General features: G+C 71.3%; 16 protein-coding genes. 7 read left to right on the top strand and 9 right to left on the bottom strand.

Annotated features, from left to right (window positions below):
• Nucleotides 1-124 precede the first annotated feature (124 nt).
• Both eda and edd read right to left on the bottom strand, forming a co-directional pair.
• Complete coding sequence (gene eda / locus C4T78_RS23400; RefSeq protein WP_177247801.1) at nt 125-748, bottom strand: bifunctional 4-hydroxy-2-oxoglutarate aldolase/2-dehydro-3-deoxy-phosphogluconate aldolase; 624 nt, start codon at nt 746-748, stop codon at nt 125-127.
• A 137-nt stretch (nt 749-885) separates the two neighbouring features.
• Nucleotides 886-2718, bottom strand: a complete 1833-nt coding sequence (gene edd, locus C4T78_RS23405; protein WP_093357935.1) for a phosphogluconate dehydratase — start codon at nt 2716-2718, stop codon at nt 886-888.
• A gap of 180 nt (nt 2719-2898) precedes the next feature.
• On the opposite strand from edd, the gene C4T78_RS23410 reads away from it, so the two are divergent.
• Entirely contained in the window at nt 2899-3513 is a 615-nt protein-coding gene (locus C4T78_RS23410) for a transporter substrate-binding domain-containing protein (RefSeq protein ID WP_177247802.1), read from the top strand.
• Nucleotides 3514-3674: 161 nt separating this feature from the next.
• Nucleotides 3675-5144 carry an MDR family MFS transporter gene (locus C4T78_RS23415; RefSeq protein WP_093357937.1) on the top strand — a complete coding sequence of 490 codons (1470 nt, stop codon included), beginning with the start codon at nt 3675-3677 and terminating at the stop codon, nt 5142-5144.
• Between the two features lie 67 nt (nt 5145-5211).
• Here the strand turns inward: C4T78_RS23415 and C4T78_RS23420 are convergent, their stop codons facing one another.
• Nucleotides 5212-5937 (bottom strand): TetR/AcrR family transcriptional regulator C-terminal domain-containing protein, encoded by a 726-nt coding sequence (locus C4T78_RS23420; RefSeq protein WP_093357938.1) that lies wholly within the window; start codon nt 5935-5937, stop codon nt 5212-5214.
• Nucleotides 5938-5946: 9 nt separating this feature from the next.
• Here C4T78_RS23420 and C4T78_RS23425 point away from each other — a divergent pair, with 9 nt between their 5' ends.
• The gene (locus C4T78_RS23425; RefSeq protein ID WP_093357939.1) at nt 5947-7443 is read left to right on the top strand and encodes an FAD-dependent oxidoreductase; all 1497 of its coding nucleotides are present in this window, start codon (nt 5947-5949) and stop codon (nt 7441-7443) included.
• 6 nt (nt 7444-7449) lie between these two features.
• On the opposite strand, the gene C4T78_RS23430 is transcribed toward C4T78_RS23425, so the two are convergent.
• Complete coding sequence (locus C4T78_RS23430; RefSeq protein WP_143186047.1) at nt 7450-8973, bottom strand: MFS transporter; 1524 nt, start codon at nt 8971-8973, stop codon at nt 7450-7452.
• 134 nt (nt 8974-9107) lie between these two features.
• Here C4T78_RS23430 and C4T78_RS23435 point away from each other — a divergent pair, with 134 nt between their 5' ends.
• Together C4T78_RS23435 and C4T78_RS23440 are read left to right on the top strand one after the other, a co-directional pair.
• A complete protein-coding gene (locus C4T78_RS23435; RefSeq protein WP_093357941.1) occupies nt 9108-10223 on the top strand; it encodes a questin oxidase family protein in 1116 nt (371 codons plus the stop codon).
• A gap of 9 nt (nt 10224-10232) precedes the next feature.
• A complete protein-coding gene (locus tag C4T78_RS23440) occupies nt 10233-12872 on the top strand; it encodes an ATP-binding protein (RefSeq protein ID WP_093357942.1) in 2640 nt (879 codons plus the stop codon).
• A gap of 38 nt (nt 12873-12910) precedes the next feature.
• Here the strand turns inward: C4T78_RS23440 and C4T78_RS23445 are convergent, their stop codons facing one another.
• The 5 genes from C4T78_RS23445 to C4T78_RS23465 form a co-directional block, all read right to left on the bottom strand.
• Nucleotides 12911-13897, bottom strand: coding sequence for an Abi family protein (locus tag C4T78_RS23445; RefSeq protein WP_093357943.1), 987 nt, complete (start codon nt 13895-13897; stop codon nt 12911-12913).
• Nucleotides 13898-14091: 194 nt separating this feature from the next.
• Nucleotides 14092-14955: an amino acid ABC transporter permease gene (locus C4T78_RS23450; RefSeq protein WP_093357944.1), complete on the bottom strand. Its 864-nt coding sequence runs from the start codon at nt 14953-14955 to the stop codon at nt 14092-14094.
• Nucleotides 14952-15602 (bottom strand): amino acid ABC transporter permease, encoded by a 651-nt coding sequence (locus C4T78_RS23455; protein WP_093157409.1) that lies wholly within the window; start codon nt 15600-15602, stop codon nt 14952-14954. The genes C4T78_RS23450 and C4T78_RS23455 overlap by 4 nt, the downstream gene beginning before the upstream one ends.
• Nucleotides 15603-15665: 63 nt before the next feature.
• Nucleotides 15666-16550 (bottom strand): glutamate ABC transporter substrate-binding protein, encoded by an 885-nt coding sequence (locus tag C4T78_RS23460; RefSeq protein WP_491572069.1) that lies wholly within the window; start codon nt 16548-16550, stop codon nt 15666-15668.
• A 43-nt stretch (nt 16551-16593) separates the two neighbouring features.
• On the bottom strand, nt 16594-17322 hold the full coding sequence (locus C4T78_RS23465; protein ID WP_177247804.1) for an amino acid ABC transporter ATP-binding protein: 729 nt from the start codon (nt 17320-17322) through the stop codon (nt 16594-16596).
• 242 nt (nt 17323-17564) lie between these two features.
• Here C4T78_RS23465 and miaB point away from each other — a divergent pair, with 242 nt between their 5' ends.
• A complete protein-coding gene (miaB, locus tag C4T78_RS23470) occupies nt 17565-19040 on the top strand; it encodes a tRNA (N6-isopentenyl adenosine(37)-C2)-methylthiotransferase MiaB (RefSeq protein WP_177247803.1) in 1476 nt (491 codons plus the stop codon).
• Between the two features lie 5 nt (nt 19041-19045).
• A complete protein-coding gene (locus C4T78_RS23475) occupies nt 19046-19504 on the top strand; it encodes an Rv2732c family membrane protein (protein WP_235863858.1) in 459 nt (152 codons plus the stop codon).
• Nucleotides 19505-19537 lie beyond the last annotated feature (33 nt).

Raw genomic sequence — 19537 nt, forward strand, 5'->3', positions numbered from 1 at the left:
ACCGGGGCCGATCCTCCCGACTCCCGGCACCCTACGGCGGGTGGGGGAGGCGGTGGATCCAGCGCATGAGGTGCGCGCGGTACCCCGTCGTGCGGAGGTGGCGGGCGGCCACCTCCGCACCGGATCAGCGCAGTGCGGCGGCCTCGCGGGCCAGCTGCTCGACCTTCGCCCAGTCGCCCGCGGCGAGCAGGTCCTTCGGCGCGAGCCAGGAACCGCCGACGCAGCCCACGTTCGGCAGCGCGAGGTAGTCCGGCGCGGTCTGCGGGCTGATGCCGCCGGTGGGGCAGAACCGCAGCTGCGGCAGCGGCCCGGCGATCGCCTTGAGGAACGGCACGCCGCCGCTGGGCTCGGCGGGGAAGAACTTCATCGCGCTCGCCCCGCGCTCGGCCAGCCGCATCGCCTCGGACACCGTGCCCGCTCCGGCCAGGAACGGCACGCCGGAGGCCTCGACGTCGTCGAGCAGCCGGTCGGTGGTGCCCGGGGTTACCAGGTAGCGAGCCCCGGCGTCGGCGGCGCGCTTGGCCTGGCCGGGCTCGGTGATGGTGCCCGCCCCGGCGACCATCTCGGGGACCTCGGCGGCGATCCGCTCGATCGCGGGCAGCCCGGCCGGGGTGCGCAGGGTGACCTCGATGGTCCGGATGCCGCCGCGCAGCAGCGCTTCGGCCAGCGGAACGGCGTGTGCGACGTCGTCCAGCGCGACGACCGGCACCACCGGGGAGAGGTCGAGCACGTCAGCTGCAGTGTTCATCAGGTCGTTCATCCGTTCTAGTGCGCGATTTCCGGGGAAACCAGACGTCTGATCTCCATTGAAATCGCGTCTCCTTGCCTGGGTGCGTGCGGGGTCGTGAGTGCGCGACAGCGTTCGAACACTGGTGCGCTCACGACTCATGCTGGCACGTCGCTGGGTCGGGGCTGAAGCTGCGCGAAGACGCTCGCTCCGCGGTCGGCTCGGCCGACCGCCTGGCGGAAGGCGGAGAACAGCTCGCGGCCGGTGCCGAACGGAGCCCGGTCGGCTCCGGCCGCGGGTTCCCGCGCGGCCAGCTCGTCGTCGGGCACCAGCAGCTCCAGCGTTCCGCGCTCGGCGTCGAGGCGGACCACGTCGCCGTCGCGCACCCGCGCCAGCGGGCCGCCCGCGCTGGCCTCCGGCGTCAGCTGGATCGCGGCCGGGATCTTGCCGGAGGCGCCGGACATGCGGCCGTCGGTGACCAGCGCGACCTGGTGGCCGCGGTCCATCAGCACGCCCAGCGCCGGGGTGAGGCCGTGCAGCTCGGGCATCCCGTTGGCCTGCGGTCCCTGGTTGCGGATCACCACCACGACGTCGTGGTCGATCTCACCGGCCTGGAACGCGGCGGTGAACCCGTGCTGGTCGTCGAAGACCCGCACCGGAGCGGTGACCGCGCGGTGCTCGGCGGCGACCGCGGACACCTTGATCACCGAGCGGCCCAGGTTGCCCTCCAGCACCCGCAGCCCGCCGTCGGGCGCGAACGGCTCGTCGACACCGCGCAGCACGTCCGGGTCCAGGCTCTTGCGCGGCGCATCGCGCCACACCAGCTCGCCGTCCACCAGGAACGGCTGCTGCCGGTAGCGGTCCAGGCCGGGCCCGGCGACGGTCTTGACGTCGGCGTGCAGCAGGCCCGCGTCCAGCAGCTCGCCGACCAGCGTCTGCACGCCGCCCGCCGCGGCGAAGTGGTTGATGTCCGCCGCGCCGTTCGGGTACACCTTCGCCAGCGACGGCACGACGGCCGACAGCTCGGCGAAGTCGTCCCAGGTCAGCTCGATGCCCGCGGCGGCAGCGATGGCGACCAGGTGCAGCGTGTGGTTGGTCGAGCCGCCGGTGGCCAGCAGCGCGACCACCGCGTTGACGATCGCGCGCTCGTCCACGATCTCGCCGATCGGCGCGTCCAGCGAGACCACGCGCCGCGCGGCCTCCTCGGTGAGCGCCTTGCGCAGCGGGGTGCCCGGCGGCACGAAGCTCGACCCGGGCAGGTGCAGGCCCATGACCTCCACCACGAGCTGGTTGGAGTTCGCGGTGCCGTAGAAGGTGCAGGTGCCGGGTGAGTGGTAGGAGGCGGACTCGGCTTCCAGCAGGTCCTCCCGGCTGGCCTTGCCCTCCGCGAACAGCTGCCGGATGCGGCTCTTCTCCCGGTTCGGCAGCCCGGACGGCATCGGCCCGGCGGGCACCAGCACGGTCGGCAGGTGCCCGAAGGCCAGCGCGCCGATGAGCAGTCCCGGCACGATCTTGTCGCACACCCCGAGCAGCAGCGCCCCGTCGAACATCTCGTGGGAGAGCGCGACACCGGTGGCCATCGCGATCACGTCGCGGGAGAACAGCGACAGCTCCATGCCGGTGCGGCCCTGGGTGATCCCGTCGCACATCGCGGGCACTCCGCCGGCGAACTGCGCGACGCCACCGGCCTCGCGCACCGCGTCCTTGATCCACGCCGGGAACTCGGCGTAGGGCTGGTGCGCGGAGAGCATGTCGTTGTAGGCCGACACGATCGCCACCCCGGGCTTCACGGCACCGCGCACGGCGATGCGGTCGGGGCCGCTGCAGGCCGCGAACCCGTGCGCGAGGTTGCTGCACGGGAGCTCGGTGCGGGCCGGGCCCACGGCGGCCGCGGCGCGGATGCGTTCTAAGTACGCGGAGCGGGTCGGCGCGCTGCGCTCGGTGATGCGCTGGGTGACCTGCTGGACGACGTGCTGCACTGACCGCGCCATGGATCGCCTCCGGAGTGAGAGCTCGAAACCGGGCGGCAACGCTGGCGCCACATGACAGCAATCACACTAACGGGTGTGTTCTGGATTTCACAATCGATCCAGCTTCTGGCCGATCCGCCCCCGTTCTGTCGGACCGGTGCGCGATCATTGGGCAGTATCGGGTGAGCGGGAGGAGTGATGATGCGGATTCGGGTGCTCGCACTGGTGTCGCTGACCGCCGTGCTGGCGGCGTGCGGCCAGGACCCGGAGGTCTCGCAGAACCTGCTGCCTCCGCTGCCGCCCGCCCCGGCGACCTCCGCCGCGCCACCGGCGCCGTCGGCGGGCACCTCGGTGGAGCTGTCCACCTCACCGACCCTGGTGCGCATCCAGCAGCGCCGGAAGCTGCTGGTCGGGGCGCGCATCGATACCCCGCCGGCCTTCCTCAGCCGCGATCCGGCGGGCGGCGGCTACCAGGGCTTCGACGTGGAGATCGCGCGCGATCTGGCCCAGCGCATCGGCCTGCGGCCGGAAGACGTGCAGTTCCGGCGCCTGCCGCCGACCCAGCTGCAGAGCGCGGTGCTCTCCGGTGACGTGGACCTGCTGCTCGGCGGCACGGCCGAGGTCCCGTCGCTGACCGCGGTCGGCCCGTACGCGATCACCGATGCCGAGCGGAACCTGGTGATCAAGGCCGACGACCGGTTGCTGGCCGAGGAGCTCCAGCGCATGCTCGACGCCGCCGTCGCCGACGGATCCTGGCAGCGCGCCTACGAGACGACCCTCGGTGCGGCCGGAATCGAGGCCCGGCCGGGCTCCTGAGCGCTCCCGCCGCGTAGTGAGCTTGCCTGCTCTCGGCGAAAAGAACGTGCCGATTCCGCGGCGAATGAGCAGACTTGAAATCACGTCGCGTTCGACGGCTGCGGCCCCGCTCGGGCTGCGCCGGTCGGACCGATCGATCACTTGCGAGGTGCAACCCAACCATGACCGATTCCGCGACAGCGGACGTCGCCCGCAGCACCACACCACTGCGGGCGCCAGTGCTGATAGGTGTGCTGGTCGTCTCTGCGTTCGTGATGATCCTCAACGAGACGATCCTGAGCGTCGCGCTGCGCGACCTCACCGTCGACCTCGAGGTCAGCACCACGACCGTGCAGTGGCTGACCAGCGGTTTCCTGCTGACCATGGCGGTGGTCATCCCGACCACCGGTTTCCTGCTGGAGCGCTTCACCCCGCGCCAGATCTTCCTGGCCGCCCAGACGCTGTTCAGCGCGGGAACCCTGTTCAGCGCGCTCGCGCCGGGTTTCGAGCTGCTGCTGGTCGGTCGCGTCGTGCAGGCGTGCGGTACCGCGGTGATGATCCCGCTGCTGATGACCTCGGTGATGCGCCTCGTCCCGGAGGAGAAGCGCGGCGCGACGATGGGCACCATCACCATCGTCATCGCCGTCGCCCCGGCGATCGGTCCGACGATCGGCGGCGCCGTGCTCGGTTCGCTGGGCTGGCGCTGGATGTTCTGGATCGTGCTGCCGCTGGCGCTGATCGCGCTGGGCATCGGCGCGGCCTGGATGCGGCTGGACAGCGAGACGCGCGCGGTCCCGCTGGACCTGTTCTCGGTGCTGCTGTCGGCGCTGGGCTTCGGCGGCCTGCTCTACGGCCTGTCCTCGATCGGTGAGTCCAGCGGGCAGCACCAGGTGGCGCCGTGGATCCCGATCGCGGTCGGGGCGGTCTCGCTGGTCGGGTTCGCGGCGCGGCAGATCCGCCTGCAGCGCCAGGACCGGGCCCTGCTGGACCTGCGGCCGCTGGCCAACCGCTCCTTCGGGGTGGCCCTGCTGCTGAGCGCCCTGCTGTTCATGTGCCTGCTGGGTGCCGGCGCGATCCTGCTGCCGCTGTACCTGCAGACGGTCCTGCACGCGTCGACGTTCGTCAGCGGTCTGGCGGTGCTGCCGGGCGGCCTGGTCCTGGGTCTGCTCGGGCGCCCGGTGGGCCGGTTGTTCGACCGGGTCGGCGCGCGGCCGCTGGTGATCCCGGGCGCGGCGGCGATGGCGGTGTCGCTGTGCCTGTTCGCCACCCTGGGCCCGGATTCGTCGCTGGCCGCGGTCATCGCGATCCACGTGGTGCTCATGTGCGGTCTCGGGCTGATGATGACGCCGCTGATGACCGCGTCCCTGAGCGCGCTGCCCGATCACCTGTACTCGCACGGCAGCGCGATCCTGGCGACCCTCCAGCAGGTCGCGGGCGCCTTCGGCACGGCGGTGTTCGTCACCGTCTCCGCCCTGGCCAGCACCGGCGCGTCCGGTGCCCCGGACGCGGCCGGACTGCGCACGGCCTTCATCGTGGCCGGTGGCATCGGCGTGCTGGCGTTCATCACGTCGCTGTTCATCCGGACGCCGAACAAGACTTCCTCGGCCGAGGAGTCGGACGAGCCCGGCAGGAAACCGACCCCGGTGCACTGACCGCGTTCCAGGAAGCGGCCCGCCACCTCGCCAGTCGAGGCGGCGGGCCGCTTTCTCGTTCCCGGGTTCAGGCTCGGCGTTCTCCGGCGAGGCGTTGCAGGCCGTCGAGTTGCCACTCCAGCTGCTGCTCGAAGGTCACCACCTCGGCCGACCGGTCCGGTTCGGCCAGCCAGCGGATGTAGTGCGGGTAGCGGCCCTCGGCCTTGATCCGCTCCAGGTAGGGCCGGGCCGACTCCTCCAGGTCGCTGTCGGAGGTGAGGCCGGTCCGGCTGCGCATGGCGAGCTCTTCCAGCAGGGCGAGTCCGGAGCCGAAGACCTGCCCGAGCACCGTGTTGATGAAACCGACGCGGGTCGCCGCGTCCAGGCCCAGTTCGTCGACCGCGGCGAAGGCGGTGTCGTAGAGGCGCAAGGCGTTCGGGCCCAGCGGTGGGCGGCTGAACGCCATCCGCGCGAACCACGGGTGGCGCTGCACCGCGGCCCAGGCGGACATCCCCATCTCGCGCAGGCAGGCGCGCCAGTCGCCGGGTGGCGGCACGGTGATCTCGCCGTACACCTCGTCGACCATCAGGTCGGTCAGGCCGTCCTTGCTGCCGACGTAGCGGTACAGCGCCATCGGGCTGCGGGAGCCGAGCCGGCTCGCGATCGCCCGCATGGTGATCTCGCCCGACGAGCTCTCGTCGGCCAGTGCGATCGCGGCGGCGACGACGCGTTCCCGGCTGAGCTGGTCGGTGGCGGGTGGGGGCGGCGGCTCGTCGAACCAGACCAGGCCGCCCGGCTGTTTAGCGGTACTCATTTGCCACGGATGTTAGCTGCGTGTACAACGTACATCGTGAATGTACAACGTACACTCGACTGTCAGGTACTGGTGGTGGGCGGCGGCCTGGTCGGTCTGACCACCGCGCTCGTCCTGCGCCACCACGGCGTCGAGGTGACTCTCGTGGAGAAGCGCGCGACGACGTCGCCGCAACCCAAAGCCCGCCGCTTCCACGTGCGCAGCCTGGAGATCTTCCGCGGCCTCGGGCTCGCCGAGGTGGTCCGCGAAGCCGCGCGCGACCTCGCCGAGCACGACCACATGGCGACCGGGCACACGCTCGCCGAAGCCCGGCAGCTGCCGCTGTGGCAGCCCTCCGGCTCGGGCGATCCGGTCGAGATCAGCCCGGAGCTGCCGTGCCTGGTCGCTCAGGACGTGATGGAACCGGTCCTGCGGCAGGCCGCCGAGGACGCCGGGGCGCGCGTGCGGTTCCAGACCGAGCTGACCTCGTTCGCGCAGGACGCCGACGGCGTGTCCGCCGAGCTGCACGACCACCGGACCGGCGAGGACACCGCGCTCCGGGCGGCGTTCGTCGTCGCCGCGGACGGTGCGCGCAGTCCGGTGCGGTCCGCGTTGGGGATCGACCGGTCCGGGCGTGGCGCCATCGGCGACCCCAGCGTGAACGTCTACTTCCACGCCGATCTGTCCGACGTGGTCCGCGGCCGGGAGTTCAACCTGTGCAAGTTGGAGCACCCGGCGCTGCCCGGCGCGCTGGCGTCGGTGGACGGGCGGTACCGGTGGGTGTTCATGACCGGTGGTGAGGTCGAGCGGGACTGGCCCGCGCTGCTGCGCACCGCGCTCGGCGTGCCCGCACCGGATCTCGAAGTCCGCAGCGTCCTGCCCTGGCAGGCGGAGATGCTCGTCGCCGACCGCTATTCGGACGGGCGGGTGCACCTCGCCGGAGACGCCGCGCACGTGATGCCGCCGTTCGCCGCGCTCGGCGCGAACACCGGCATCGCCGACGCGCACAACCTCGGCTGGAAGCTCGCCGCGGTGCTCTCGGGTGCGGCGGCGCCCGCGCTGCTGGACAGCTACGACGCCGAGCGGCGCGCGGCCGGGTGGTTCACCGCCGACCAGTCGAGCCGCCGGACGTGGGATGCGACGACCGCGCCCGATCCGACGCTGGCCGACCCGTTCGTGCTGGCCGCGGGCGCGTTCCAGTACCCGGCAGGGGCCTTCGCTGGTGATCTGGACGACGTCGAACCGGTCACCGAGTTCGCCCCGGCCGGGCGGATCGCCACCCGCATCCCGCACCGCTGGCTCGACACCGATCTGTCCACTCTGGACATCGCTGGCCCGGGATGGGCGCTCGCGGTGGCCGACGACCCGCAGCGCTGGGCGGCCGACGGGATCCCGGCCCACCGCCTGGACGCCGACTTCCTGGCGCCCGGAGAAGGACTCCTGATCCGCCCCGACGACGTGATCGCCTGGCGCGGCACCGATCCCACCACCCCGGCGACCGTCCGCGAGAAGCTGCTGGCGGGTTGAGGATCTTCACCGGCTGGTCTCGGCGACCTTGCGCGGGGCGGCTCTCCACACCAGGAACGCCGCCCCGACCAGGAGCGCGGCGCCGATCGCGGTGCTGACGTGCAGCGCTTCGGTCCAGGCCTCGCGTGCTCGGTCGAGGAGTTCGAGGCCTTCCGCTCGGGGCAGCCGGGCGGCCAGCTCGACCGCCGCACCGATGCCGCCGCGCGCGGCCTCAGCGGCTTCCGAACCGACCGCGCTGGGCACCGCGTCGCCCAGGGCGCCCCGGTAGACGGCGGTGCCGACGCTGCCCAGAACGGTGACGCCGAGCGCGATTCCGAGCTCGCCGCAGGTCTCCTTGAACGCGGTCGCCGACCCCGCGCGCTCCGCAGGCGCCGCGTCGATGATCGCGCTCGTGCCGGCCGTCATGACCGGCACCGCTCCGATGCGGAGCACGATCATGCCGAGTACCAGGAGAGCCGGTGCGGTCGGTCCGTCGGCCACGGCGAGCAGTCCGGCTCCGACGGCCGCGATGGCCAGCCCGGCCGTCAGCAGAACGGTCGGGCGGAATCGGCGCGTGAACATCGAGGACGTGGCGGTCAGCGCGATACCGGCCACAGTGGACGGCAGCAGCCAGATCGCCGCCTGCAGCGGCGGCAGGCCCAGCACGCCCTGCAAGTGCTGTGCGAGCAGCAGCGTCGTGCCCGCCGTGGTAAACACCATGAGGGTGACCGCCAGCAGCGGCGCGGTGAACGCCCGGTCGCGCAGCAGCGAGAGATCGAGCATCGGCTGCGGTGACCTGCGCTGACGGCGGACGAAGGCGTACCCGACGACGAGCCCGCCGAGGATCGCCAGCGCGGGCACCAGCCGTTGAGCTCCGGTCGACAGCTCCTTCAAGCCATAGACGAACAGCACCACCGCTGCCGCCGACAGCAGCGAGCTCGTGAAATCCGGCCTCCCGCTCGACCGGTCGCGCTGCTCCGGCAGCAGGAACGGGCCGGTGACCAGCAGCAACGCCAGCACCGGTACGCCCAGCAGGAACACCGACCGCCAGCCGGCGAGCTCCATCAGCAGCCCGCCGGCCACCGGGCCGAGTACGTTCCCCGTGATGAAACCGGTCACCCACCAGCTGATCGCGGCCGCGCGCTGCTCGGGTGCCTGGAACATCATGCGCAGCAACGCGAGCGAGGTGGGCATGAGCGTCGCACCGGCCGCACCGCTCAGCGCGCGCGTCAGGATCAGCACCTCGGCATTGGGCGCGAACGCGGCGAGCAGGGTGGCGGCGCCGAACACCGCGGTCCCCGTCAGCAGCAGCCTGCGATGCCCGATCCGGTCGCCGAGCGATCCCATGGTGATCAGCAGCGCCGCCGTGGTGAAGCCGTGGACGTCGACGATCCAGAGCAGCTGCGGGCCGGTGGCGGCGAGGTCGGCGCTCAGCGTCGGCAGCACCAGGTGCAGCGCGGAGTTGTTGATCGACAGCATCAGCACCGGGAGGGCGAGCACGGCCAGACCGGCCCACTCCCGCCGTCCGGCACGGGATCGCGGAGTTCGCACAGCCGCCGACGCTAGGCAGCGGCGGCGGCCGGTCGCCTCGGTCGGGTGACCAGGTCGCCCGGAACCCGGTCGTTCGACCGAGGCGAGGTGGTGCTGGGTCTTCCTAGCGTTGGCGGGGACGGAAGGAGCGGCGGATGAGCGGATACGAAGCGACCGTCAACGAAGCGCTGGACCGGGTGGCGAACCTCGGTTACGAGCGCACCGGGGGAGAGCTGGCGAACCACGCGCCGATGGGTGCGGAGACCATCGCGGTGCTCGGCTACTTCGACGCGGTGGGGCCCTGGATCGAGAACTACCGCCGGGGGCAGGAGCACTACGACCCGCCGGAGTCGTCGAACCGGATCGACGCGGCGGAGGAGTCCTCGTGGCGCTCCGCGCTCGGCGTGTTCGGGCGGGCCGGGGACTGGGAGCGGCTGTTCCGCCGCGAGCTGGCGGACGAGCCGTGGCGCGCGGTGCTCGCCCGCTGGTGGCCGCGGCTGATCACGGGCGTCTTCGCCGGTATGACGCACGGGGTGATCCGCACCGCGCACGCCGTGCGCGGCCTGGCCGCGGTCGCGGAGCCGAGTCCGCTGCAGCTCGACGAGCTCTCCCGCGGCATGGCCTACTGGGCCGCTCGTTTCGTGCACCTGCCCGGCAACACGACCTTCGACGCCCAGGGCGGATTCGCCGCGGCCGTCGCGGCATTGCCCAGGGAAGGCCTCGCCGAGGCGAGCAACCTCGGCGAGCTCCGGCAGGCGTGGTCCCGGATCGACGAGGTTCCCGGCTACTCGGAGGCGCTGCGCGCACCGGGACCGGCCGAAGCGCAGTGGTTGCTCAGCGAGATGACCGCCGAGTTCGCCGGGGTCTTCCTCGCGCACCCCGAGTTCGTCCCGGCTCCGGCGCTGGTCCACGCGGTCACCGCACCGGCGGCCGTGCGGCTCGTGCTCCCTCACCTCCCCGCCGAGCAGCACTTGGCTTCGGTGGGCGAGCTGTGGAAGATGCAGGCTGCGCTGCTGACGACGTTCACCGTCGGGCGCCAGGGCGAGGACGCCGCGCGCACGCTCGCCGGTGAAGCGGAGCAGCTGGGCTTCCCCGAACTCGCGGCGCGGGCCGTGGAACACGGCGACGAGCACGTCATCAAGTTCACCGAAGCCTGCATGCGCGAGCACGCGTTGCGGCCGGACGCGCGCTACGCCGCCGCGGTTCTCTCGGCGCAGCAACGGATTCCGCGAGGTGCCGGGACGAACGCTCGCCGGATCGTGTCCGGCTAGCCTTTCGACGTGATCTGCGGACGGGTGGAGGAATCGGCGGTCATCACCGGATTGCTGCGCGCTGCCCGTTCCGGGCGGGGCGGTGCGCTCGTGATCCGCGGCGAGGCCGGGATCGGGAAGAGCGCACTGCTGCACCACCTCGACGACGACGGGATGCGGCTGCTGCGGGGGAGCGGTGTCGAGGCCGAGGCCGAGCTGCCTTACGCGGGTCTGCACCTGCTGCTGCGCACCGCCGCGCACCGGTTCGACGAGCTTCCGGCGGAGCAGGCCGGTGCGCTGCGCACCGCGTTCGGTCCGGGCGGTGCCGACCGATTCCTGGTCGGCCTGGCGGTGTTGACGCTGTTCGGCCTGCTGGCCGCCGAACGACCGCTGCTGTGCGTGGTCGATGACGCGCACTGGCTCGACGCGGCATCGGCGGAGGCCCTGCTCTTCGCCGCCCGCAGGCTGGACACCGAGCCGGTGGCGCTGCTCCTCGTCGTCCGCGAGCCGCACGCGCCGGAGTTCCCGGCACCGGGCGTGCCCGATCTGCGCCTGGAAGGGCTCGACGACGCCGCCGCGGATGCCCTGCTCCCCGCCGATCTGCTCGAAGACGTCCGCACCCGGATCCTGGCCGAGGCGCGCGGAAACCCGCTGGCGCTGCTGGAACTACCCGCGATCCGGACCGCTCTCGGCTACGAGCCCGCTCCGCTGCGCACCTCGGTCCAGCGGATGCTCGCGGCCCGGATCGCCGAACAACCGCCGCGCACCAGGACGTTGCTGCTGGTCGCAGCCCTGGCCGACACCGGTGGCGCAGCGCTGGTGCTCGATGCGGCCGAATCTCTCGGGGCATCTGTCGAGGACCTCGCCCCGGCGGAGCGAGCTGGCCTGCTCCACCTGGTCGGCGGCACTTTCGTCTTCGGTCACCCGCTGCTCCGGAGCTCTGCGTGCTGCGGGGCCGAGGTGCCCCGCCGACTCGAAGCGCATCGGGCGCTCGCCGAACGGCTCGACCGGGGCAGGCGGGCCTGGCACCTGGCCGCCGCCACCGTCCAACCGGACGAGGAGATCGCGGCCGAACTGGAGGAGAGCGCGGCAGAAGTGCGCCGCCGCGGCGGATACGCCGCTGTCGCCGCCCTCTACGAACGCGCGGCCGCGCTCACCCCCGACCGGCGTCAGCGCGGGCGGCGGCTCATCGCGGCGGCGAAGGCGGCCGCCGACGCGGGGCGGCCGGAACGCGCCGCGGGATTCGTTGCCGACACGGCCGGGTTCCTCACCGATCCTGTCGACCTGGCCGAAGCCGCCGGCGTCGACGCGCTCCTGGCCCAGGACCGGGGCGCCCAGCCGTACCGGGCGCTGATCGAGGAAGCGGCCGACGTCGCCGCACGTGCCCCGGAGCTCGCCGGGCACCTGCTGTTCCGCGCGGCCAAGAACGCCTGGGAATCCGGCGACCTGGCAGCCGTCGTGGACGCCGCGCGCAGCGCGGACGCGCTCGGCCGGACGAATTCGGACCTGGTCGCCGCACTGGCCCGCGCCGCGACCGGATTCCAGCGGCTCACCAGCGGTGGCGCCACCGACGGTGTTGCGGCGGTGCGGGAGATGCGCAGCGCGCTGGGACCGTCGACCGGGCCGCCGCGCAAGCGCGTGATGATCGTGTGGTCGCACGTCTGGCTCGGCGATTTCCGCACCGCCCACAACCTCGCCGCGGTCCTGGTGGACAGCTGCCGCGCCGAAGGCGCGCTCGGAGCGCTGCCCGACGCCGTGGCGGTTCTCGCGCTGGCGCAGATGCAGCTCGGGATGCACGCCGAGGCGTGGGCCAGCGGGACGGAAGGCCTGCGCTTGGCGGATGAACTCGGCCACGCCTCGGCAGCCGGGGTGCTGACGGTCGTCCTCGCTCACCTGGCCGCCGTCGAAGGCGATGACGAGCGGTGCCGCAGCCTGCTGTCCGACGCACGGGGGCACGGGGTGCCGCCGGTCGCGCTCCGCGCCACGCGCGCGCTGAACCTGGCCGACCTGGCCGCGGGTCGCCCGGAGGCCGTCGTGGCCAGAGCGGACGACATCGCGGCCGGGCTGACCAGGATGGACGCCCGCAACGGCCTGCCGGACCTGGTCGAGGCAGCGGTCCGAACCGGCCGACCGGAACGCGCGCAGGAACCGTGCGACTGGTACGCGGACTGGGCCACGCACATCGGCCGCTCCTGGGCCGCCGCCATCGCCCAGCGCTGCCGAGCACTGCTCAGCGAAGATCCCGAGCCGCACTACGCGGCGGCCGTGCGACTGCACCGGGACGGCGACGACGTGCCGTTCGAACGCGCTCGCACCGAACTGCTCTACGGAGAGTGGCTGCGTCGCCGCCACCGTCGCGTCGATGCTCGCGTGCAGCTGCGCTCAGCGCTGGAGATCTTCGAGCGGCTGAAGGCACGTCCATGGGCCGAGCGCGCCCGCGAAGAACTGCGCGCCACCGGGGAGAGTCGTCTCCCGGCTTCGCAGCCCCGGCTGACGCCGCAGGAACGCCAGGTCGTCCGGCTCGCAGCGACCGGCCTGACCAACCGGGACATCGGAGCCCAGCTGTTCCTCAGCCCGCGAACCGTCGGCTACCACCTGTCCAACGCCTACGCGAAGCTCGGCGTCACCTCGCGCCTCGAACTCGCCCGCCTGACCGACCTCGCGAGCTGAGGACGGAAGAGGGCGCGGGCGGCAGCTCGAACCGCGCATCACGAGATGTGCCGACTCCAGAAGGCGTCTTCCGCCCAATTCTCGGGGATTCCCATCCCCGAGAGGTTCATCGCCGGGCGCGCGTCGAGGAGATCGTGCAGCCGCTGAGCCCAGGTGCTGCGCGGCGACACCGAGTCGAGCACGGACTGCAGCGACACGAGGACCGGGTACAGGCGTTTCCGCGAACGTTCCGGCAGGGCGTCCGTCCCCTGCAACCACGAGATCGCGGGTGACGTCGGGATCGCGGGATAGACGCCGAGACCGACGTTCCACAGCCGCCCGTGGTGCGCGCAGATGTTGCGCACGCGGACGTAGGTCTGCATCCAGGACTCCAGCACCGTCGCGGTCAGGCCGATGCTCGCCGCGACCGCGGTCCTGTCCGATCGTCGGCCCAGGTTGCGGTACGCGCTGGTCAGCTGCCCGATGGTCAGGGTCTCCACCATGAGCCAGGAAGGCGGCAGCTCGGGCGAGCCGTAGGTCGTCAGGTAGTGCTCGAGAGCGGACCGGTGGACCAGCGAGTCCTCCCCGGCGTCCGGCGATCCGCGCAGCCGCTCGTCGCAGGTGGCCCGGACGATCCGCAGGAGCCCCGCGTGCTTGTCGCGGTGCCGGAAGTGCGATGCGTCCACGTACCAGTGCGGATCGTCGTACCTCGTCGACATGTGGTCGGTGAGCGCGGCGCGAACGGCGACCTCGACCCGCTCCAGGGCGTCCATGACGAGCAGGCGCAGCGCGCGGTCGAACACGTAGAGGTCGACCACGTCGTCGAACGCCGTGCCCTCCCGGAAGAGGTGGTCGGGCCGCCCCTGCTGGAACGGGATCGTGTACGGCGAGAGCCGGTAGTAGCCGATGTGCCGCAGGTACCGGCCGGCCCTGTCCGGGGCGGGGACCTGCAAGCCGCGATCGGCGAGGCGACCGACGAGCTCGTCGAGGGCCAGCGGCGGCTTGGTGTAGCGGAGAGCGCCGCGAGCCCGCTGCGCTCGGGGCATCGCCGCTCCTCCCGGCCAAGGGCAGAGAAAATCCCCCAAGTGCGCATCGTGGAGAGGCGTGGGGGATGTAGTGGGACCCAGCCTAGCACGGTGGGCCCGGACTGCGCTCCCGTGATCGCTGGGCGTCCACCGGCCCGTAAGACGGAGGAGGGCACCGCCGGTCTTCCGGCGATGCCCTCCTCGTGCGGCAGTGCTCAGTCGCCGACGGTGGTCTCCGCCAGCGGCTTGGCGGCCGGGGCCAGCTGCTTGGTCTTCTTGGTCCGGCGGTTGCGCCGGTCCAGGTAGGTGGCGAACCACGTCAGCAGCAGGCACATCGAGATGTAGATCGCCGCCACCACCAGGCTGACCGGGATGATCGGCCGGTCCAGCGTCGGGATGCCGCCGAGGTAGCGCGCGTAGTACAGCAGCTCCTGGTAGGTGATCAGGAAGCCGAGCGCGCTGTCCTTGAGCAGCACCACCAGCTGGCTGACGATCGCGGGCAGCATCATGCGCACCGCCTGCGGCAGCACCACGGTCCGCATGACCTGGTTCTTGCGCATGCCGATGGAGTAGGCGGCCTCCGTCTGCCCCTTCGGCAGGGCGGCCACACCGGCGCGGAACACCTCGGCCAGCACCGAGCCGTTGTACAGCGTCAGGCCGAGCACGACCGACCAGTACTGGCCGAAGTTCACGCCCAGCGTCGGCGCCGCGTAGTACAGGAAGAAGATCAGCACGACCAGCGGGATCGCGCGGAACAGCTCCACGATCGCCGCGGACGGCAGCCGGATCCACTTGTGGTCGGAGAGCCGGCCGAGCGCGAACACCGCGCCGAAGGCCAGCGCCAGCAGCGCGCCCATCAGGAACGCGCGGACGGTGTTCCACAGCGCGCCGAGCAGCTCCACCTGGATCTGCTCGTAGAGCAGCCACTCCCACTTGCTGGCGTCGAACTGCCCGGTGGCGTAGAAGCGCAGCACCACGTAGCCCAGCAGGCCCAGCACCACGAGGGAGCTGACGATGCTGATCAGCCGGTTGCGCGCGCGGGCGCGCGGACCGGGGGTGTCGAACAGGACGCTGCTCATCGGGACACGCTCCACCGTTTCTCGAAGCTGCGCTGCACCAGGGTCAGCGGGATGACCAGGATCAGGAACCCGACGGCGATCCACACGAAGGCGTTCAGCGTCGGCTCACCCTGCTCGTTGAGGAACGGGATGACCGCGCCGACCTCGTTCACGCTGAACCCGGCCGCGACCGTGGTGTTCTTCAGCAGCGCGATCAGCACGCTGACCAGCGGCGGGACCGTGGCGCGGAACGCCTGCGGCAGGATCACGTTGGTCAGCGACTGGCCGAAGCCCAGCCCGATGGAGCGCGCCGCCTCGGCCTGACCGACCGGAACGGTGTTGATCCCCGCGCGCAGCACCTCGCAGACGAAGGCGGAGGTGTAGATCGTCAGAGCGATCACCGCGGCGGTGAAGAACGGGAACTGGACGAGCTCCAGCTTGGGGTAGGCGAAGACGAAGAAGAAGAACACCAGCGTCAGCGGGGTGTTGCGCAGCAGCGTCACGTACCCGGTGCCGACCGCCCGCAGCGCCGGGATCGGGCTGACCCGCATCGTGGCCAGGAGCGTGCCCAGCACCAGCGACCCCACCGCGGAGAGCAGGAAGAGTTTGATGGTGTTGAGGAAACCCCTGGCGAGGACGTCGCCGTACTCCACCAAGATGTCGAACAATGCGTACTCCAGGAGGAATCGGGTGCCCGGGACCGCGCACGGCCCCGGGCACCCGATGACGGATCAGTAGCGGTCGACCTTGGGCGGCTCAGCGGTGCTGCCCGACTTGCCGAGGGTCGCGTCGTAGACGCGCTTCCACTCGCCGCTGGTCGCGGCCTGCTCCAGGATGTCGTTGACCTTGGCGCGCAGCGCGTTGTCCTCGCGGGACAGGCCGACGCCGTAGGGCTCCTCGGAGAAGACCTTGCCGACGACCTTCAGCTTGTCCGGGTCCTGGGCCGCGTAGCCCTTCAGGATCGCGTCGTCGGTGGTGACGGCGTCGATCTGACCGTCGAGCAGCTGCTGGACGCACTCGGAGTAGCGCTGGAACTCGACGATGTTCTGCGGCTCGGTCAGCTGCTCGCTCTTGACCTTCTGGATCGGGGTCGATCCGGTCGCCGAGCAGACCTTCTTGCCCTTGAGCGATTCCTTGCCGGTGATGTCGGTGTTGTCGGCGCGCACCAGCAGGTCCTGACCCGCCATGTAGTACGGCCCGGCGAAGCCGACCTGCTCCTTGCGCTTGTCGTTGATGGTGTAGGTGCCGACGTAGTAGTCGACCTCACCGGTGGAGAGCGCCTGCTCGCGCGAGGTCGACGGGATCGGCTTGTAGTCGATCTGCGTGTTCGGGTCGAAGCCGAGCTGCGCGGCGATCAGCCGGGCGATCTCGATGTCGAAGCCGGAGTACTGGTTGGTCACCGGGTCGCGGAAGCCCAGCCCCGGCTGGTCCTCCTTGACGCCGATCGTGACGCGGCCCTTCTGCTTCATCCGGTCGAACGTGGGCGATCCCTCGACCTGCACGTTCTGCGCGACGTCCTGCTGGACCTGCGGTTCACCGCCGCCGGGGGCGCCTTCCCGGCCGCAGCCGGTCAGGGCCAGCGCCAGCGAGGCGGCCAGCACGGTCACCAACCGCATCTTCTTGGCTCGCATTACCTCTGCCTTTCTACGCAGTGGGCACTCAGTGGGTGAGGATCTTGCCGAGGAAGTCCTTGGCGCGGTCGCTCTTCGGGTCGTCGAAGAACGCGTCCGGCGCGGCGTCCTCGACCACCTCGCCGTCGGCCATGAAGAGCACCCGGTGCGCGGCACGGCGCGCGAAGCCCATCTCGTGGGTGACGACCAGCATGGTCATCCCCTCGGCCGCGAGGTCGGTCATGACGTCCAGGACCTCGTTGACCATCTCCGGGTCCAGCGCCGAGGTGGGCTCGTCGAACAGCATCACCTTCGGCTTCATCGCCAGCGCCCGCGCGATCGCGACGCGCTGCTGCTGGCCACCGGAGAGCTGCGCCGGGTACTTATCCGCCTGGTTCGCGATGCCGACCCGCTCCAGCAGCTGCAACGCGGTCTCCCGCGCCGCCTCCTTGCTCTGCTTGCGGACCTTGATCGGCCCCAGCGTCACGTTCTCCAGGATCGTCTTGTGCGCGAACAGGTTGAACTGCTGGAACACCATGCCGACGTCGGAGCGCAGCTCGGCCAGCGCCCGGCCCTCGGCGGGCAGCGGAACGCCGTCGATCTCGATGCTGCCCGAGTTGATCGGCTCCAGCCGGTTGATCGCGCGGCACAACGTCGACTTGCCCGACCCGGACGGTCCGAGCACCACCACGACCTGCCCGCGGGGGACCTCCAGGTCGATCTCCCGCAGCACGTGCAAGGAACCGAAGTACTTGTCGACCGCGGACATCCGGATCATCGGTGTGTCCGTGGAAGCTGCGGTCATTCGAACTCCTGAACGCGTCAAAGTGGATTCGTTGGCCGAAACTTAAGCCTCATTTGGGGGATAGTCCAGACGGAACGGACCAAGGCATGTTGCAACTAGGTTACGCTCCGCAGTCGCTTTTCGTGGGTGATTACTGACGCTCGGTAGCGAAACTGCCCGCGACCTGCTCGCCGGGCGGGTGAATCCGCGATCTGACCAGGCGCTACCGTGGAACGGTGAGCACGAGGACGTACGAGATCCGAACCTTCGGCTGCCAGATGAACGTGCACGATTCGGAGCGGCTCGCGGGCATGCTGGAGGACGCCGGGTACGAGCGCGCCGGTTCGGGTGACGCCGACGTGGTCGTGTTCAACACCTGCGCGGTGCGGGAGAACGCGGACAACCGCCTCTACGGCACCCTCGGCCACATGCGCCCGGCCAAGGACCGCAACCCGAACATGCAGATCGCGGTGGGCGGCTGCCTGGCGCAGAAGGACCGCGACACGATCGTCAAGCGGGCCCCGTGGGTGGACGTCGTCTTCGGCACCCACAACCTCGGTTCGCTGCCGACGCTGCTGGAGCGCGCCCGGCACAACGAGGAGGCCGAGGTCGAGATCCTCGAAGCGCTCGACGTCTTCCCCTCCACGCTCCCGGCGCGCCGCGAGTCGGCCTACTCGGGCTGGGTGTCGGTGTCGGTCGGCTGCAACAACACCTGCACGTTCTGCATCGTGCCCGCGCTGCGCGGCAAGGAGAAGGACCGCAGGCCGGGCGAGATCCTCGCCGAGGTGCAGGCCCTGGTCTCCGAGGGCGTGCTGGAGGTGACGCTGCTCGGGCAGAACGTCAACGCCTACGGCGTCGAGTTCGGCGACCGCTTCGCGTTCGGCAAGCTGCTGCGCTCCTGCGGGGAGATCGAGGGCCTGGAGCGGGTCCGCTTCACCTCGCCGCACCCGCGCGACTTCACCGACGACGTGATCGAGGCGATGGCCGCGACGCCGAACGTGTGCCCGCAGCTGCACATGCCGCTGCAGTCCGGCTCCGACCGGATCCTCAAGGCGATGCGCCGCTCCTACCGCTCCGAGCGGTACCTGAACATCCTGCGCAACGTGCGCGAGGCGATGCCGGACGCGGCCATCACCACCGACATCATCGTCGGCTTCCCGGGCGAGACCGAGGAGGACTTCGAGGCGACGCTGGAGGTCGTCCGGCAGGCCCGGTTCTCCAGCGCGTTCACCTTCCAGTACTCCAAGCGCCCCGGCACGCCCGCCGCCGAGCTGCCCGACCAGCTGCCGAAGGAGGTCGTCCAGCAGCGCTACGACCGGCTGATCGAGCTGCAGAACGAGATCTCCTGGGCGGAGAACAAGAACCTCGTCGGACGCCCGGTGGAACTGCTGGTCGCCGAGGGCGAGGGCCGCAAGGACGCGGAGACCCACCGGCTCTCCGGCCGCGCCCGCGACGGGCGGCTGGTGCACTTCACGCCGACCGGCGCCGTCGACCGCGAGATCCGGCCCGGCGACGTCGTGCACACCACCATCACCCGCGCCGCCCCGCACCACCTGGTCGCCGACACCGACATCAGCTCGCACCGGCGCACCCGGGCGGGTGACCACTGGGAGGAGGGCGTGCGGCCGAAGACCTCGGGCGTCACGCTCGGCCTGCCGTCCTTCGGGGCCCCGGCCCCGCAGCCGATCGCCGAACAGGGATGTGCGTGTTGAGCGGAGTGCAGGAAGTGATGATGAGCGAGGCCGAGGAGCAGCGTCAGCAGCGGGCCTGGCTGCGCCGCATCGACCCCGGCTCCCGCGCGATGGTGATCGCTCCGGTGATGCTGGTGCTGGTCGTCTCCGCGATGCTGCCCTGGGCCGGTGACGCCGCAGGCTGGGAGGTGCTGACCGGTCAGGCGGACCCGGCGCTCAAGATCGGCCTGCTGCCGTGGCTGTTCGCGGTCAACTCCACCGTTGTCGGGCTCGGCGTCGGCGCGCTGGCGCTGATCACCCGCCGCTGGCTGTTCGCCTTCGTGGCGGGCATGGCCGGGCTGGTGGTGGCCTTCGAAGGCGTGATCGCGATCTGGTCCCGCCAGACCAGCGGTCAGCACGGCCCGGCGCTCGGCCTGATCATCGCGGCGGCCTGCATGGTCGTCCTGGCCGTCCAGTGGATCAAGGTCATCTGGTCCAGGGACTGACGCCGAACGTCGAGAAGGGCCCCTCCGCCTCGT

The sequence above is a fragment of the Saccharopolyspora kobensis genome (assembly GCF_900108315.1).
Lineage (GTDB): Bacteria > Actinomycetota > Actinomycetes > Mycobacteriales > Pseudonocardiaceae > Saccharopolyspora > Saccharopolyspora kobensis.

What these genes read in the sequence shown, in the direction of transcription:
- eda (WP_177247801.1), bottom strand. Translation starts at nt 748, where the DNA reads ATGAACACTGCAGCTGACGTGCTCGACCTCTCCCCGGTGGTGCCGGTC.
- edd (WP_093357935.1), bottom strand. Translation starts at nt 2,718, where the DNA reads ATGGCGCGGTCAGTGCAGCACGTCGTCCAGCAGGTCACCCAGCGCATC.
- C4T78_RS23410 (WP_177247802.1), top strand. Translation starts at nt 2,899, where the DNA reads ATGCGGATTCGGGTGCTCGCACTGGTGTCGCTGACCGCCGTGCTGGCG.
- C4T78_RS23415 (WP_093357937.1), top strand. Translation starts at nt 3,675, where the DNA reads ATGACCGATTCCGCGACAGCGGACGTCGCCCGCAGCACCACACCACTG.
- C4T78_RS23420 (WP_093357938.1), bottom strand. Translation starts at nt 5,937, where the DNA reads ATGAGTACCGCTAAACAGCCGGGCGGCCTGGTCTGGTTCGACGAGCCG.
- C4T78_RS23425 (WP_093357939.1), top strand. Translation starts at nt 5,947, where the DNA reads ATGTTAGCTGCGTGTACAACGTACATCGTGAATGTACAACGTACACTC.
- C4T78_RS23435 (WP_093357941.1), top strand. Translation starts at nt 9,108, where the DNA reads ATGAGCGGATACGAAGCGACCGTCAACGAAGCGCTGGACCGGGTGGCG.
- C4T78_RS23445 (WP_093357943.1), bottom strand. Translation starts at nt 13,897, where the DNA reads ATGCCCCGAGCGCAGCGGGCTCGCGGCGCTCTCCGCTACACCAAGCCG.
- C4T78_RS23450 (WP_093357944.1), bottom strand. Translation starts at nt 14,955, where the DNA reads ATGAGCAGCGTCCTGTTCGACACCCCCGGTCCGCGCGCCCGCGCGCGC.
- C4T78_RS23460 (WP_491572069.1), bottom strand. Translation starts at nt 16,550, where the DNA reads ATGCGGTTGGTGACCGTGCTGGCCGCCTCGCTGGCGCTGGCCCTGACC.
- C4T78_RS23465 (WP_177247804.1), bottom strand. Translation starts at nt 17,322, where the DNA reads ATGATCCGGATGTCCGCGGTCGACAAGTACTTCGGTTCCTTGCACGTG.